This is a genomic window from Streptomyces sp. NPDC041784 (genome assembly GCF_055591025.1).
The window spans coordinates 231,667-246,825 of sequence record NZ_JBVJAB010000014.1; the positions used below are offsets into that span (position 1 = coordinate 231,667).

At 70.9% G+C, this 15,159-nt stretch carries 13 protein-coding genes; 6 read left to right on the plus strand and 7 right to left on the minus strand.

Annotated elements, in window-relative coordinates; genetic code table 11:
* Nucleotides 1-29 precede the first annotated feature (29 nt).
* The 6 genes from ACZ6D7_RS28785 to ACZ6D7_RS28810 form a co-directional block, all read right to left on the minus strand.
* Complete coding sequence (locus tag ACZ6D7_RS28785) at nucleotides 30-1,295, minus strand: NAD(P)/FAD-dependent oxidoreductase (protein WP_469496738.1); 1,266 nt, start codon at nucleotides 1,293-1,295, stop codon at nucleotides 30-32.
* Nucleotides 1,292-1,714 carry a GtrA family protein gene (locus ACZ6D7_RS28790; protein ID WP_469496741.1) on the minus strand — a complete coding sequence of 141 codons (423 nt, stop codon included), beginning with the start codon at nucleotides 1,712-1,714 and terminating at the stop codon, nucleotides 1,292-1,294. Before ACZ6D7_RS28790 ends, ACZ6D7_RS28785 begins: the two co-directional genes overlap by 4 nt.
* Complete coding sequence (locus tag ACZ6D7_RS28795; RefSeq protein WP_469496744.1) at nucleotides 1,704-2,732, minus strand: glycosyltransferase family 2 protein; 1,029 nt, start codon at nucleotides 2,730-2,732, stop codon at nucleotides 1,704-1,706. Before ACZ6D7_RS28795 ends, ACZ6D7_RS28790 begins: the two co-directional genes overlap by 11 nt.
* Before the next feature lie 147 nt (nucleotides 2,733-2,879).
* On the minus strand, nucleotides 2,880-3,875 hold the full coding sequence (locus ACZ6D7_RS28800) for a class I SAM-dependent methyltransferase (protein WP_469496746.1): 996 nt from the start codon (nucleotides 3,873-3,875) through the stop codon (nucleotides 2,880-2,882).
* 116 nt (nucleotides 3,876-3,991) lie between these two features.
* Nucleotides 3,992-5,329, minus strand: a complete 1,338-nt coding sequence (locus ACZ6D7_RS28805; protein ID WP_469496749.1) for a polysialyltransferase family glycosyltransferase — start codon at nucleotides 5,327-5,329, stop codon at nucleotides 3,992-3,994.
* Nucleotides 5,329-6,315 (minus strand): glycosyltransferase family 2 protein, encoded by a 987-nt coding sequence (locus ACZ6D7_RS28810; RefSeq protein WP_469496752.1) that lies wholly within the window; start codon nucleotides 6,313-6,315, stop codon nucleotides 5,329-5,331. The genes ACZ6D7_RS28805 and ACZ6D7_RS28810 overlap by 1 nt, the downstream gene beginning before the upstream one ends.
* A gap of 198 nt (nucleotides 6,316-6,513) precedes the next feature.
* Here ACZ6D7_RS28810 and ACZ6D7_RS28815 point away from each other — a divergent pair, with 198 nt between their 5' ends.
* Genes ACZ6D7_RS28815 through ACZ6D7_RS28830 form a run of 4 tightly spaced genes read left to right on the plus strand, consistent with a single transcriptional unit; the run spans nucleotide 6,514 to nucleotide 11,159 of the window.
* On the plus strand, nucleotides 6,514-7,854 hold the full coding sequence (locus tag ACZ6D7_RS28815; protein ID WP_469496755.1) for a DUF6716 putative glycosyltransferase: 1,341 nt from the start codon (nucleotides 6,514-6,516) through the stop codon (nucleotides 7,852-7,854).
* A gap of 20 nt (nucleotides 7,855-7,874) precedes the next feature.
* Nucleotides 7,875-9,092, plus strand: coding sequence for a cytidylyltransferase domain-containing protein (locus ACZ6D7_RS28820; protein WP_469496757.1), 1,218 nt, complete (start codon nucleotides 7,875-7,877; stop codon nucleotides 9,090-9,092).
* A 13-nt stretch (nucleotides 9,093-9,105) separates the two neighbouring features.
* Complete coding sequence (locus tag ACZ6D7_RS28825; RefSeq protein ID WP_469496759.1) at nucleotides 9,106-10,044, plus strand: N-acetylneuraminate synthase family protein; 939 nt, start codon at nucleotides 9,106-9,108, stop codon at nucleotides 10,042-10,044.
* Between the two features lie 41 nt (nucleotides 10,045-10,085).
* Nucleotides 10,086-11,159: a hypothetical protein gene (locus tag ACZ6D7_RS28830; protein WP_469496762.1), complete on the plus strand. Its 1,074-nt coding sequence runs from the start codon at nucleotides 10,086-10,088 to the stop codon at nucleotides 11,157-11,159.
* 60 nt (nucleotides 11,160-11,219) lie between these two features.
* Here ACZ6D7_RS28830 and ACZ6D7_RS28835 read toward each other — a convergent pair whose 3' ends face one another.
* Nucleotides 11,220-11,888: a class I SAM-dependent DNA methyltransferase gene (locus tag ACZ6D7_RS28835; protein ID WP_469496764.1), complete on the minus strand. Its 669-nt coding sequence runs from the start codon at nucleotides 11,886-11,888 to the stop codon at nucleotides 11,220-11,222.
* A gap of 486 nt (nucleotides 11,889-12,374) precedes the next feature.
* Between ACZ6D7_RS28835 and ACZ6D7_RS28840 the strand changes: the two genes are divergently transcribed.
* Together ACZ6D7_RS28840 and ACZ6D7_RS28845 are read left to right on the plus strand one after the other, a co-directional pair.
* Nucleotides 12,375-13,640 carry an amidohydrolase gene (locus ACZ6D7_RS28840; protein ID WP_469496767.1) on the plus strand — a complete coding sequence of 422 codons (1,266 nt, stop codon included), beginning with the start codon at nucleotides 12,375-12,377 and terminating at the stop codon, nucleotides 13,638-13,640.
* 324 nt (nucleotides 13,641-13,964) lie between these two features.
* On the plus strand, nucleotides 13,965-14,996 hold the full coding sequence (locus ACZ6D7_RS28845; RefSeq protein ID WP_469496770.1) for a BMP family lipoprotein: 1,032 nt from the start codon (nucleotides 13,965-13,967) through the stop codon (nucleotides 14,994-14,996).
* The last annotated feature ends 163 nt before the right edge of the window (nucleotides 14,997-15,159 follow it).

Consider the following 15,159-nt stretch of genomic DNA (forward strand, 5'->3'; position numbering starts at 1 on the left):
ATCCGACCGGGGCCCCTTCTCGTACCGCGTCAGCGCAGCCCCAGCGCCCCCGTCACCTTCCGCGCCATCTCCACCGAGTAGCTCTGCCCCCGGTCCTGCGGGTAGATCTGGGCCATCGTGGCCAGCGTGACCCGGCTCATCGGGGTCTCGTGGGCCGGGATCAGCTCCCGGTACCGCGGCGTCACGACCGGCTGGGCGAAACCGGCCTTCGAGAAGTGCCACTCCTTGATCCAGGACATCTCGAAGGCGGGGTTGATCCGCTTCAGGTACGGCAGGAACGCGTGCAGCAGCTCACCGGGCTCGGTGGTGAACCGCCAGTCCTCGCGCTCCACGTAGTTGCCGACGTAGAGGATGTGCCGCCCGCCGTACACCGCCGGGTCGATCATCTTCGTGTGCTCGACGACCGCCAGGAACGGGAAGTCCGGCTCGTTGATGTTGAGCCAGTAGTACGGGATCGCGCTGCGGTCCAGCTCCAGCACGAAGCAGGTCGCGCCCAGGTACTGGTTCTTCCACACCGCGTTGTCCGAGGGCAGCCCGGCCGCCTGGGCGAAGGCCGGCTGCGGGGTGGTGACGATCAGGTGGTCGAAACGGTACGACGAACCGTCCGCGCAGGTCACGACCGGGGTGTCGGCCTCCTGCCGGATGGTCTGGACGGCCTTGCCGAACTCCACCTTGCCGCCGCGCTCCTCGATGCCGTCCCGCAGCGCCGCGTAGACCCTCTCGAACCCGCCGTCCACATAGCCGAGTTCGAAGGTCCGGCAGTGGATCCGGGCCCACAGCCAGGCCATCGACACCTGCTCGGCGCGATCGCCGAACTTGCCCTTCAGCAGCGGCTCCCAGATCGCCCCGGTGGCCTTCTTCCCGGCCCACTTGCGCAGCCAGGCCAGCGCGGTGAGGTCGTTGAAGCGCTCACCGCCGTTGCGTACGGCCTTCAGCACCGCCGACGAGCCCGCGAACCGCACGGCGTCCACCGGCGAGAACTCCGGGAAGCGCAGCATGTCGAAGGGGGTGGTGAAGTCGATGAGCTTCCCGCCCCGGTAGATGCCGGTGGTCGGCTTGTGGAAGCGCAGCGCGTCCCCGAGGCCCAGCTCCTCGATGAGGGCGATCATGGCCTTGTCGCTGCGGAAGATGTGGTGGTAGTAGCGCTCCAGCGGGACCCCGCCGACCTCCAGCGAGGCCGCCAGACCACCGAGTTCGGACGCCGCCTCCAGGATGGTGACCTGATGGCCGGCCCGTACGGCGTCCCAGGCGGCGGTGAGGCCGGTGGCGCCGGCGCCGATGATGCCGAGGTTCACGCGAAACTCCACTTTCTGTTGAGCACGAACTGGAGTGCCAGGACCAGGGGCAGGGAGGCCGCCTTGACGATGTTGGCGTCGATCCCCAGCGAGTCGGTGAAGAGCAGGAACAGCAGGTTCGTGAGTGCGATGCCGGTCAGCCCGACGGCGTAGAAGCGAAGGAAGCGCAGGACGAGCCGGTCGCGGCGTTCGAAGGTGAACCGGGCGTTGAGGACGAAGTTGTTGGTGATGCCGAGCGTGGTGCTGATGGCGTTGGCGATCTGCTCGTCCATCCCGGCGAGGTTGTGCAGCAGCAGGAACGCGACGAGGTCGAGGACGACGCCGCTGCCGCCGATCAGGGTGTAACGGACGAGCTGGCGTACCGTCCGGGCCCGGTCGTCGGGCGGGGCGGTCACCGGCGCGGTGGTCTCAGCGGTCACCGTCGCCGTCCTTCTCGGCGCCGATCACTTCGCGCACCAGGTACAGCGGACGGCCCTGCGCCTCGCTGTAGATGCGTCCGATGTAGCTGCCGAGCACGCCCAGGGAGAGCATCTGGGTGCCGCCCAGGAACAGCACGACGACCATCAGCATGGTCCAGCCGGAGACGGTGATCTCGGGCCGGAAGAACTTCATCGCCAGCGCGTAGAGGATGCCGAGCAGCGAGAGGGTCAGGACGACGAAACCCAGCCGCGTGATCATCTTCAGCGGGGTGGTGGAGAAGCTGGTCACGCCGTCGATGGCGAGGCGGGCCATCTTGCTCAGCGGGTACTTGGTCTCGCCGGCGAACCGCTCGTCGCGGTCGAAGGAGATCTCTTTCTGCCGGTAGCCCATCGAGGCGACGATGCCGCGCACGAACCTGCTGCGCTCGCGGTACTTGCACAGCTCGTCGGCGACCCGCCGGTCCAGGAGGCGGAAGTCGCCGGTGTCCACCGGGATGTCCACATCGGTCCAGGAGCGCAGCAGCCGGTAGAACATGTGCGCGGTGGTCCGCTTGAACTTGGTGTCCTGCCGGGAGCGGCGGCGTGCGTGCACGATCTCCGCGCCCTCGCGCCAGGCGTCGACCAGTTCGAGGCTGACCCGGGGCGGGTCCTGGAGGTCGGTGTCCATGACGATCACCGCGTCGCCCCGGGCGATGTCCAGGCCGGCCGTGATGGCGATCTGGTGGCCGAAGTTGCGGGCGAAGTCGACCACCCTGACCCGGTCGTCGCGCTCGGCGAGGCCCTTGAGGAGGGCGAGCGAGCCGTCGGCGGAGCCGTCGTTGACGTAGACCAGCTCGAAGTCGAGGTCCGGCCGGCCGGCGAGGGCGGCGGTCAACTCGGCATGGAAGGCGGCGATGCCGTCCTGCTCGTTGTAGACGGGCAGCACGTAGGAGATCAGGGGCCGCTGTTCCGTGGCCGGTTCCACCGCGGTCAGGGTGACGGAGGCGGTGGCGGGCGGGCGTATGTCCTGCTGAGTCATCTCGGCCCGCCCGCGGACGGCGCTGTGGAGAACGCTATTTGCAGCATTCGGGGAAGCTATGGAGCCTTGGTTAACCGCACCCCAACTCCTCGCGTCCGGAAGCGGGCTTCCCCGTTGCTCTTCATCTTTTCGGGTTTATTTGAGGGTTCAGCGGCGCACAGCTCTGCGCAACAGCCGCTTCCACTTGATCACCGATGATGTTCCGGACTCGTCCGCCGGTGCCTTGTCCCGCGCGGAACGCAACTGCGCGAAATGGTCGGCGCGTGTTTCCGACAGGTAAGAATCCGAGGTCAGCGGCTCGGCAATGGACCATGCCTCGCGCGGCCGGCCGGCGTAATGGGCGACGTACGCCTTGGCGAGTTCCAGCACCGGCCGGAACGGGACCTTTCCCGTGTGGTCGCGGTCGACCCGCTCCTGGACGGCGGATATCAGCTCCAGTTTCTCCTCGACGGAGTACGCGTCCTCGGCGATCCGGGTCAGCAGCTCCCCGGGCAGCGGCCGGACGACCTCGAAGGCCAGCGTGGAGCGGATCGGCGGGCCGGAGATCTCGATGTACGGCAGCAGCGCGCCCGTGCTGTGGTGCAGCCAGGGCAGCCGGGGGCTGGCGAAGTCCTGGTGCAGGACGACCGAGCCGGGCCGCAGCCGGGGCAGGAACCGCTCGGCCACGCACCGGAACACCCGCTGCGTCTTGGCGATGTCGATGTGCAGGAACTCGACGGGGGAGCGGTCCTCGGGGTCGGAGGTCTGCCAGATGTCCCCGGCGTGGATCTCCAGGAACGGCAGGAACGGCTCCAGCCGCTCCCGGAAGTCGTCCAGGAAGGAGTCCTCGCCCGCGGGCCGGGCGCCGGCGGTGAAGAACTTCTGCGAGGCGAAGGTGCCCTTGCCGACCCGGAAGAAGTCGTACGCGTGCAGCCGCCCCCCGCGCTCGTCGAACACCGGGCTCTCGCGCAGCCCCAGCGCCAGCGCGTACGTCGACCCGCCCCCGCCGGACCCCAGCTCCACCAGCCCGTCCCGCCCGGTGAGATGGTGCCGGCCCAGCAGATACAGGAAGGCCAGCTCCCACTGGCTCATCTGCGCGTACGGCACCTCCTCGGGGAGCCGGACGTCGTCGAGCAGCGGGTAGAGCCGGGCGAGTTGCGACATGGCGTCCTCACGGTGGCGTCGGGTCGGGCGGATCGGGATGCGCGACGGTAGAGCGCTCCCGACCCGCCCGGTGGTGATGTCGCCGTGTGTTCACCTCGGTTTGGTCTCCCGGTGGTTCAGCGCCGGACCGCCTTGCGCAGCGCCTTCGCGCGCCGGACCATCCGGCGGGCCGTGGAGTTGTGCGGGAGGAACGCGAGCCGTTCCGGGATGCCGCCGGGCAGGCCCAGCGAGGTCAGCCGCTTGCGCTTGAAGTAGCGCTGGGTGCGCGGGCCGAGCCGGGTGCGCAGGTAGTTCTCCGCCGCCGGGCGCAGCTCCGAGCAGATCTGCGGCTGCATCACGAAGCCGACCGCCGAGACCAGCCCGGTGAGCGTGTCCGCCGGGACGGGCTCGTCCTTCTCCTCCAGGTCGGGCAGCAGCGCGTCCGCCAGCACGACCGGCACCCGGTTGCTGTTCTGGAACGGGGTCAGCCGCTCCAGCAGCGGCTCGGTGCCGATCCGGGCGACCGGCAGCTCGTAGAACGCGGACGCCGTGAACAGGGCGGTGGAGAAGCAGCCGACGACCAGCGCGGGCCGGGCCTTCTCGAACAGCACCTCGGCGAGGATCGGCGTGTCCAGCACGGTCAGCTCGACGCCCAGCTTCTCCGCCTCCGCCTCCAGGACCCGGCTGTAGCGGGCCGGCGCGGTCGGGTGCGGCTTGAACACGACCGAGCGGTGGCCCTTGGCGACCGCCCCGCGCATCATCCGCACATGCAGGTCCTCCTCCTCCTTCGCGGAGAGGATGTCCAGCGCCGACAGGTACTGGCCGAGCAGCAGCGCCGCGCCGTCGGGCAGCGGCGGCAGCTCCGCCACCTCCTCGCCGACCTGCCCGAGCACCTTCAGGAACGCGCTGGCGGGCACGGTCCGCGCCGTCACCCCGAACTCGGTGAGCAGCAGCGGCACCAGCCCCGGCACCAGGTCCAGGTGGAGCAGCCGGCGCACCCGGGTGCCGATCAGCGGGTCGATCTTGTTGCGCGTCGGGCCGTAGCTCATCAGGCCGTCGGCGTAGACCTCGACCGGCGCGCCCGGGAAGACCTGCGCGATCGCCTGGGCGGGGTTGACCTGGATGGACTCCAGGACGATCTCCACCCGGTCGTCCTCCAGGCCCCACAGCAGCCGCAGATAGCGCTCCAGGAGCGGCACGTCGTCGGGGCGGGGCGACCAGGCGCCCGGGTGGAAGGGGGCGATCGCGTCGTTCCACGACAGCACCGCGTCGAAGCGGTCCCGCAGCGGCTCGAAGCCGGGCATCTCGTCGACCGCCGGGGTGGTCTCCGGGTTCGTCGCGTTGTTGCAGACCAGCAGCAGCCGGCGGTCCGCCGCCGGGAACAGGTCGGAGTCCAGGGCGGCGGCGAGGGTGGCGGCGCCGTAGAGCGTGGAGGCGCAGAAAATCTGCGTCGTCCGCCGGGGGTGTCGGGTCATCAGGCGGCCGCCTTCGCGGAGGTGATCCTGCGCCGCAGCCGCCGCAGTTTGGCGGAGCGGCGCAGGTCCATGGTGTCCAGGACGTCGGTGAGCAGCTCCTGCGGCATACGCTGTATGGCCGCCGAACTCATCGTCCGCAGCTGCTTGGCCACCGCGGGCTCGAACTTGTCGATGTCGGCGAGGTGGTGGGCGATGATCGCGCAGTAGGTGCGCACCGCCTTCGGCAGCAGCCGGTCCGCCTCCGGGTCCTTCGCGGTCTCCTCGACGACCTGGTCGAAGGCGCGGATGAAGTCCAGCTGGCGGGCGTCGCCGATCTGGGTGAGGGAGGAGGCGACCCCGCGGCGGTAGAAGACGCCGTGCAGGTTCAGCACGGCGAACGACTCGGCCTCCCGGTGCAGCTTCCAGATCCACGGCCGGTCCTCGGCGGTCCGCAGTCCGTCCGTGAAGTGCAGCAGCCCCTTGTCGAGCAGCCGCCGGTGGTAGGTGCCGGCCCAGGCGTACGCGTAGTCGACGGACGTCGAGCGGTCGGTGGGCAGGATCGCCTCGCGCGGGTTCAGCACCTCTCCGCGCCGCCCGAGCGGATGGCGCACGACGGTCCGGGCGCGTCCGGTGGCCTGGACGTGGTCGGTGCGGACGAAGTCGCAGCCCAGCTCCTCGATCGCGGCGAGCAGCTCGCCCAGGTAGCCCCGGGCCAGCCAGTCGTCGCCGTCCAGGAACGTCAGGTACTCCCCCTGGGCGGCGTCGAGCCCGGTGTTGCGGGCGGTGGCGAGGCCGCCGTTCTCCTCGTGGCGGACGTACCGCACGTGGGCGACCTTCGAAAGCTCCTCGACCGCCCGTTCGAGAATGGCCGGAGTTTCGTCCTTCGATTTGTCGTCCACCAGTACGAACTCGAAGTCCGGGCGGGCGTTGAGGTGGAGACTTCTGAGGGTGTCCGGGGCGAATTGCTGCACGTTGTAGAACGGCACGATCACGGAAAGCTTTGGCACCCGCGAAAGCCTAGGAGCGCCCCCGGCAGCGAAACTTTCCGGTGGGGAGACAGGGGGTGAACTCAATGTGTCGGATTGGTGCACCCCATCTTCTCGAGGCGCGTTGACGGGCCAGTTCGATGTCCGGCTGCATGCTGTTAACTTTTTGTTGAGAGGGGGTTGGGCGGATCCTCGGTTTTGCTTTCTAGCGTCTTCTTCGTGCCTGCAAGTACTGCCAACCCCCCACGGATTGCCGTCCTCGCGGATTCCGACACCCGCTGGAAATGGGGTGCCCTGACCGCGGCCCGGATCGCGCCGTCCATGGAAGCCGTACCACGTGAGGACGCGCAAGTCGCGCCGGTCCTCGACGGGTTCCTCCTGCGCGGCCGCGCCACCCCCACCCCCCGCCAGCTGGCCGAGGTGGGCGTGCGCGCCGACTCGCTGCGCGAGGTCACGGCCGTCGAGTTCCTGCGCGCCATGTCGCAGACGTCGTACGACATCCTCGTCCTCGCCCTCGTCGGCGGCGGCGTCCAGGCGGTGCTGCACGGCCTGAAGCGGATCTGGGAGGACGGCGGCCCCCGGCCCGTCGTCGTCACCGGCTATGTCGGCGTCGTCTACGAGAAGCTCGCAGACGGGCTGCTCCTGCGGCACGGCGCCGACCTGGTCCTCGCCAACTCCCGCCAGGACGCCGAACGCTTCCGCGCGGTCTACGAGGGAGTGGGCGCCGACGCCTCCTCGGTGACCGAGGTGGCCCTGCCCTTCCTGGGCGGTGCCCCCTACACCGGGGAGCACGACCCCTACACGGTCGTCTTCGCCGCCCAGCCCTCCGTGCCGGAGAACCGCAGGGACCGTACGTACCTGCTGGAGCGGCTCGTCCGGCACGCCCGGCTGCACCCCGAGCGGGAGGTGCTGCTGAAGCTGCGCTCCAAGCCCGGCGAGCACACCACCCACATCGAGGAGCTGCCCTACCAGAAGCTCGCGCAGAAGCTGGACCTGCCGTCCAACTTCCGCCTGGTGTACGGCAACATGGGCGAGGTCCTCGACCGCACCGACCTGATGGTCACGGTCAGTTCCACGGCCGCCCTGGAGTCCCTCCACCGCCGTATCCCCACCGTCGTCCTCAGCGACCTCGGGGTGCGCGAGGCGCTCGGCAACCACCACTTCGTGGGCTCCGGCTGCCTCGCCTCCTGGGACCAGCTCGACGCCGGACACCGCCCCGCCCCCGACGAGGAGTGGGTCTCCCGGCAGGGCGTCGCGGCGGACGGCGGCTACGCCACCGCCTTCGACCCGGCCCGCGAACGCATCGCCAAGCTGCTCGGCCGGCCCGGCGGTCTGCCGCCTCTCACGCCCTACTACACGCCCGCCACAGCGCCCGGCTACCTCCCCGGCATCCTCGCCCGCCACCACCTCGCCCCCGACGGCAGCCCGCTGCCCGGCGCGCCCGCCTCCGACAAGGAGCCCGGCCCGGTCCGGCAGATCGTGCGCCGGGCGGCGCGCGGCGCCTACCGGCACGGCGTGCAGCGGGTGGCACCGGTGATCCGGCGGATGGGGGAGCTGTGACCGTTCAAGGAGAGAAGCCCATGTCCGACACCTCAGCGAGTGTGCGCCGCGTCCTCGCCGTGATCCCCGCGCGCGGCGGATCCAAGGGCGTCCCCGCGAAGAACCTCGCCCCCGTCGGCGGTGTCCCGCTGGTCGCCCGGGCGGTCCGCGAGTGCCGGGCCACCCGGCTCGTCACCGACGTGGTCGTCTCCACCGACGACCAGGCCATCGCGGCCGCGGCCCGCGAGGCGGGCGCCGAGGTCGTGCTGCGCCCGGCCGCCATCGCCGGCGACACCGCCACCTCCGAGGCGGCCGTCCTGCACGCGATGGACGCCCACGAGGCCCTGCACGGCAGCCGGGTCGACGTCGTCCTGCTCGTCCAGTGCACCAGCCCGTTCCTGGTCCGCGAGGACGTCGACGGGGTGGCCGGCGCGGTCGTCGAGCAGGGCGCGGACACCGCGGTGACCGTCGCCCCCTTCCACGGCTTCGTCTGGCGCCACTCGGACGAGACGAGCGAGGGCGGCTTCGGCGTCAACCACGACAAGTCCTTCCGCCCCCGCCGTCAGGACCGCCCCCAGGACTTCCTGGAGACCGGCGCCGCCTACGCGATGGACGCGGCCGGCTTCCGTGAGCACAGGCACCGCTTCTTCGGCCGCACCGAACTCGTCCGCACCGACCCGGCGCGCGTCCTGGAGATCGACGACCCGCACGAGCTGGCGCGGGCCCGCGCCCTGGCGCCGCTCTTCGACGCGGACCGCCCCGGCGCCCTGCCCACCTTCGACGACATCGACGCGGTCGTCCTCGACTTCGACGGCACCCAGACCGACGACCGGGTGCTGATCGACTCCGACGGACGGGAGTTCGTCTCCGTCCACCGCGGGGACGGCCTCGGTATCGCCGCCCTGCGCAGGAGCGGCCTGAAGCTGCTCATCCTCTCGACCGAACAGAACCCGGTCGTCGCCGCCCGCGCCCGGAAGCTCAAGCTCCCGGTCCTGCACGGCATCGACCGCAAGGACCTCGCACTCAAGCAGTGGTGCGAGGAACAGGGCATCGCGCCGGAGCGCGTGCTCTACGTCGGCAACGACGTCAACGACCTCCCCTGCTTCGCCCTCGTGGGCTGGCCGGTGGCGGTCGCGAGCGCCCACGACGTCGTACGCGGCGCCGCACGCGCGGTCACCACGATCCCCGGTGGTGACGGCGCGATCCGGGAGATCGCCGGCTGGATCCTCGGACCTTCTCTCGACACCCTCACCAAGTAAGGACATCCCCGCCATGAGCACCAACTCCCGTCAGCGCGCGTTCGGTTCCCGCGAGGTCGGCCCCGGCCGTCCCGTCTACATCTGCGGCGAGATCGGCATCAACCACAACGGTGACCTCGAGAACGCCTTCAAGCTGATCGACGTGGCCGCCGAGGCCGGCTGCGACGCCGTCAAGTTCCAGAAGCGCACCCCCGAGATCTGCACCCCGCGCGACCAGTGGGACATCGAGCGGGACACGCCGTGGGGCCGGATGACCTACATCGACTACCGCCACCGCGTGGAGTTCGGCGAGGACGAGTACCGCCAGATCGACGCGCACTGCAAGGAGAAGGGGATCGACTGGTTCGCCTCCCCGTGGGACACCGAGGCCGTCGCCTTCCTGGAGAAGTTCGACGTCCCCGCCCACAAGGTGGCCTCCGCCTCCCTCACCGACGACGAGCTGCTGCGCGCGCTGCGCGCCACCGGCCGCGCGGTCATCCTCTCCACGGGCATGTCGACCCCGAAGCAGATCCGCCACGCGGTCGAGGTGCTCGGCAGCGACAACATCGTCATGTGCCACGCCACCTCGACCTACCCGGCGAAGGCCGAGGAGCTGAACCTCCGCGTGATCAACACGCTGGAGAAGGAGTACCCGAACGTCCCGATCGGCTACTCCGGCCACGAGACCGGCCTGCAGACCACGCTGGCCGCCGTCGCCCTCGGCGCCGTCTTCGTCGAGCGCCACATCACCCTCGACCGCGCGATGTGGGGTTCCGACCAGGCCGCCTCCGTCGAGCCGCAGGGCCTCACCCGCCTCGTCCGTGACATCCGCACCATCGAGGCCTCCCTCGGCGACGGCGTCAAGAAGGTCTACGACTCCGAGCTGGGCCCGATGAAGAAGCTGCGCCGCGTCACGGGCGTCGTCGCCGAGGCGGAGATCGCCGCCGCGGCGGGCGAGCCGGTTTCGGTCTGACAGCCCTGACTGCCTTACGACGACGGGACGGTCGTACGACGATGAGCCCCCGCGCCGGGAACACCGGCACCACCCCCCGCACCCTCGCATTCGTCGAGAGCCCGGTGCAGCTCCTCAACGTGCTCGAATGGGCGCACGCCCAGGAGGAGCCCGGCGCGGGGCTCACCGTCGTCGTCCTGTCCCCGACCGACCCGATGACCCGCGGGCAGCTGCGCCGGATGGCCGAACTGGCCCGCGGGGAGGGGCACGAGCTCCGCTGGGAGGAGGCGCGCGGCGGCACGGCGGCGCCCTTCCGCACCATCGGCGGCCTGGCCCCGCTGCTGAGACGCGCCGGGCGGGTGGTCATGGGGGACCCGTTCTCCCGGTACGTCCAGCTGCTGCTGACCATCACCCGCGCCTCCGACCTGGTCGTCGTCGACGACGGCACGGCCACCATGGAGTTCGTCGGCCAGCTCGCGCGCGGCGAACGGCTCGTGCGCTGGCACCGCAAGGGCGGCCGGCCCGGCCCGCGCGACCTGCTGTTCGCCCCGGTGTCGTCGTCGGCCCGGCGTCGGCTGACGCCGGGCGCGCACCGGCGGGTGGAAATCTTCTCCTCCATGCCGATCGAGGAGGCGCCCGAGGGCGTCGCCGTCACCTCCAACACCTTCGCCTGGACCCGCGCCCGCTTCGGCCCGCCGCGCGTGACCAAGGGCGCGGACATGGTGGGCACGTCCCTGGTGGAGACCGGCGTGGTGGACGCCGACCGCTACCTGGGGGCGGTACGGGCGCTGGCCCGGGCCCATGGCGCGACCCGCTACTTCGCCCACCGCCGGGAGAGCGCCGAAAAGCTCCACCGGCTGGCCGTGGAGACGGGCCTGGAGGTGGTCCGCCCGGACCTTCCCCTGGAACTGATCGCCCGCCGGGGCCCGATCGGCAGGACCGTCCTGAGCTTCCCCTCCACGGTCGTCCACACCCTGCCCCTCGCCCTGTCCGGCACGGACGTCCGCGTGGCGGTCTGCGACATCGACCCGGCCTGGCTCACCGAACACGCCTCCCCCCGCGCCCACGGCTTCCTCTCCGGCGTCACGGGCACGGCCCGGGACGTCCACCGGTTGGCCGCGGTGAGCGTGGTCTGAGGGGCGGCCCGAGGGACGGCCCGAGGGACACGGCGTATCGCGGATGCCGGCCGTACGGGGCTAGCGCCGGCAGTGCGGGGTGTGGGCGAAGAGGAAGGCGCGGGGGCGCTTCGCGCCCTCGTCCGGTTCGAGGACCATGCGGGCCCGGATCTCGAAGCCGGTGTCCGTCAGCAGGTCGGCCACGGTCTCCGGGGAACGCCAGTGGCAGCCCAGCGAGATCTCCCGGCCGAACCGCTCCGCGAGGTGCTCCTGCTCGCCGTCCCCGGTCTGGAAGGCGAGCAGCAGCTGCCCGCCGTCGGCCAGGACCCGCCTGAACTCGCCGAGGACCAGCGGGAGATGGGAGTCCGGGACGTGGATCAGGGAGTACAGGGCGAGCAGCCCGCCCAGCGAGCGGTCGGGCAGATCCAGCCCGGTCATCGAGCCGACGTGGAAACGCAGACCGGGATGCGCCCGCCCGGCCAGCGCCACCATGCGCGGCGACACGTCGACGCCGAACACCGGCACCCCGAGCGCGTCCAGCCGCGCGGTCACATGCCCCGGCCCGCACCCCACATCGGCCACGGGCTCGTTCCCGCCCCGCGCCCTGACCAGCTCGGCGAACCCGGAGAGCAGCGCGCTGTCCACGGGCCGCCCGCCGAGCCCGTCGGGCAACTCCTCGGCGTACGCGTCGGCGATGGTGTCGTACGAGATCCGGGTGGCCTGGAGGAAGCCGGTGTCCTGGTCGGTCATGGGGGCGCACGCTACCCGCGCCGGAGGAGACCCGCACGAACGCCGGACGAGGAACGCCCCGCCGCGAGGTGAACGCTCCGTCCGGCGGCCGCCGCTTCCGGGCACCGCCCGCCCGTCATCCCAACGGCCCAACCCTCCGCGGCCGCTTTCCCGGGGCCCGGGCCGCCCCCGCCCGTCGCCCGGCGTGGTGGATCGGTGACACGAGGGAGCCGTACCGGCATACGGACCCGGTTCCGGTACGTGGACAGCTCCGCGTGCGTGGGCCGCGCCGTGGTATGCGTGGAGGAAAGGAACAGAGTGACGGGTACGGATCCAGGCCCCCACCACCAGGGCCCCTTCCATGATCCGCTCGGCCGGAAAGCCGCCCGAGTTTACCCACCCCCCACAGCAGCCATGCGCCGCGCGGCCAACGTTTCTCCCCCCAAGGGGTTGAAGTTTTGTTGATCGTGGGTCAGTTGACCGCCTCGGCGTCCTACCCTTCAGAGGGTGAAGCAATTGACGTCCCGAGAGTCCGAGGCCGAACCCGCCGGGGAAGGCGTGCTCCCCGGAGCCCTTCCCGGCACCCTGCCGGAAGCCCTGCGCGCAGAGCTGGTCGCGTTCCGTCGCGACATGCACATGCACCCAGAGCTGGGCAACCAGGAGTTCCGCACGACCGCAGCGATCAAGGCCCGCCTGGAGAAGGCCGGTCTCCGGCCGCGGGTCCTCGCCGTCGGGACCGGCCTCATCTGTGACATCGGGACCGAGGACGGCACCTGGGACGGGGGCACCCCGATCTTCGCGATGCGCGCCGACATCGACGCGCTGCCGATCCCGGACACCAAGACCGAGTGCGCCTACCGCTCGACCGTGCCCGACCGCGCCCACGCCTGCGGCCACGACGTGCACACCACCGTCGTCCTCGGCGCCGGACTCGTCCTCGCCGAGCTGCACCGCCAGGGCCGGCTCCCGCGCCCGGTGCGGCTGATCTTCCAGCCCGCCGAGGAGGTGCTGCCGGGCGGCGCCGCCGACGCCATCGAGGGCGGCGCGCTGGACGGCGTCGGCCGGATCATCGCCGTGCACTGCGACCCCCGGGTCGACGCCGGACGGATCGGGCTGCGCGAGGGTGCCATCACCTCCGCCTGCGACCGGCTGGAGATCGCCCTGGACGGGCCCGGCGGCCACACCGCCCGCCCGCACCTCACCACCGACCTGGTGACCGCCGTCGCCCGGGTCGTCACCGACGTGCCCGCGCTGGTCGGGCGGCGCGTGGACACCCGCGCCGGGCTGGCCGTCACCTGGGGCCGGATCGAGAGCGGACACGCGCCGAACGTCATCCCGCAGCACGCCGAACTCTCCGGCACCGTGCGCTGCCTGGACATCGAGGCGTGGCGCCAGGCCCCGGACATCGTCGTCGCGGCGATCGACGAGGTCGCCAACCTGCACCGCGCCAAGTCCGAGATCAACTACGTGCGCGGGGTCCCGCCGGTCGTCAACGACGGCGCGGTCACCGGCCTGCTGTACGACGCGATGGTCGCCCGGCGCGGCCCGTCCTCCGTCGAGAACACCGAGCAGAGCCTCGGCGGGGAGGACTTCTCCTGGTACCTGGAGCGGGTGCCCGGAGCCATGGCCCGGCTCGGTGTCCGGCCGCCCGGCGAGCGCACCGTACGCGATCTGCACCAGGGCGACTTCGACGCCGACGAGTCCGCGATCACCGTGGGCGTGGAGCTGTTCACGGCGGCCGCACTGCTGGACGCGGCGACCAGGACCGTCTGACCGAACACCGGCAGGGGGCAGGGGCAGGGGGCAGGGGGCGACCGGAAGGTGCCCCTTCGTCCCCTTGCGTCACCCACTGGTAATCCCCGGGACGCGCTTGTAACCCAGGGGCGGCACGGTTCGATAACGGCAGCGAGAAACCCCGTTCCCCTCCCCTTCTACGCGCGTTACTGTCCGTCCACATCGCCACCCGGAACGGCCTGTCGGGGAAGTCGCCGGGGCGGCGCCACCTAGGGGAAAGCGGGCCGGTAGCGGCGCCGTGGGGATGAAGGGGTGCTTGCTGTGCGTCGGATATCTCGGAGGACCAGATTCTCCCAAGCAGCGGTGACCGTCGCGGTCATCGCCCTCGCGGCCGCCGGCTGCGGTGAGTCCAGCACCGGTTCCAAGGCGACCGACACGGAGTCGTCCGGAAAGTACTCGGGCAAGGGCATCGGGCTCGCGTACGACATCGGCGGCAAGGGCGACCAGTCGTTCAACGACGCCGCCTACGCCGGACTGCAGAAGGCCGAGAAGGAGTTCGGCATCACCGGCAAGGACATCGAGCCGCAGGACGGCGAGACCGACGCGGACAAGATCCAGCGTCTGACCCAGCTGGCGCAGGCCGGCTACAACCCGGTGATCGGCGTCGGCTTCGTCTACGGGCCGGCCGTCAAGGAGGTCGCCGCCAAGTTCCCGAACACCACCTTCGGGATCATCGACGACGAGACCGTCCAGGCCAAGAACGTCGCCGACATGGTCTTCCACGAGGAGCAGGCCTCCTACCTCGCCGGTGTCGCCGCCGCCAAGGCCTCCAAGAAGGGCCACATCGGTTTCATCGGCGGCGTGGACATCCCGCTGATCCACAAGTTCGAGGCCGGTTACATCCAGGGCGCCAAGTCCGTCGTCCCGAACATCAAGATCGAGTCGCAGTACCTCACCGAGACGGCCCAGGAGGGCGGCTTCTCCAGCCCCGACAAGGGCAAGGACGCGGCGAGCGGCCAGATCGAGGCCGGCGCGGACGTCATCTACCACGCGGCCGGACTCTCCGGCCAGGGCGTGATCACCGAGTCCGCCGCCAAGAAGGTGTGGGCGATCGGTGTCGACTCCGACCAGTACAGCCAGAGCGCGCTGGCGGCGTACAAGGACTACATCCTCGGCTCGGCGCTGAAGAACGTCGGCGGAGCGGTCTACGACCTCGTGAAGTCCGTCGTCGACGGCAAGCCGCTGTCCGGCGTGGTGCGCGGCAGCCTCTCCAACGACGGTGTCGGTTTCGCCGACTCCAACCCGAAGTACAAGGCGATGACGGACGTCGTCGCGGCCGTCGACAAGGCCAAGCAGGACATCATCGACGGCAAGGTCACGGTCAACACCAAGTAACGCCGCGTTACCCGCCGACCGGGCCCGGAGGGCCCCCGGCTACGTCCTTACGGGCGTCCTTGCAGCCCATACGCCCCTTGCCTCCCGCAAGGGGCGTACTGCTGTCCGTAATCTGGGATGCAACTGTGGCCACAGCTCGATAACGGAGCGGACAGAAGGGTTT

Excerpts from the sequence above, each read along its gene's own strand:
- ACZ6D7_RS28795 (WP_469496744.1), bottom strand. The coding sequence starts at position 2,732 with ATGACTCAGCAGGACATACGCCCGCCCGCCACCGCCTCCGTCACCCTG.
- ACZ6D7_RS28800 (WP_469496746.1), bottom strand. The coding sequence starts at position 3,875 with ATGTCGCAACTCGCCCGGCTCTACCCGCTGCTCGACGACGTCCGGCTC.
- ACZ6D7_RS28805 (WP_469496749.1), bottom strand. The coding sequence starts at position 5,329 with ATGACCCGACACCCCCGGCGGACGACGCAGATTTTCTGCGCCTCCACG.
- ACZ6D7_RS28820 (WP_469496757.1), top strand. The coding sequence starts at position 7,875 with ATGTCCGACACCTCAGCGAGTGTGCGCCGCGTCCTCGCCGTGATCCCC.
- ACZ6D7_RS28825 (WP_469496759.1), top strand. The coding sequence starts at position 9,106 with ATGAGCACCAACTCCCGTCAGCGCGCGTTCGGTTCCCGCGAGGTCGGC.
- ACZ6D7_RS28830 (WP_469496762.1), top strand. The coding sequence starts at position 10,086 with ATGAGCCCCCGCGCCGGGAACACCGGCACCACCCCCCGCACCCTCGCA.
- ACZ6D7_RS28835 (WP_469496764.1), bottom strand. The coding sequence starts at position 11,888 with ATGACCGACCAGGACACCGGCTTCCTCCAGGCCACCCGGATCTCGTAC.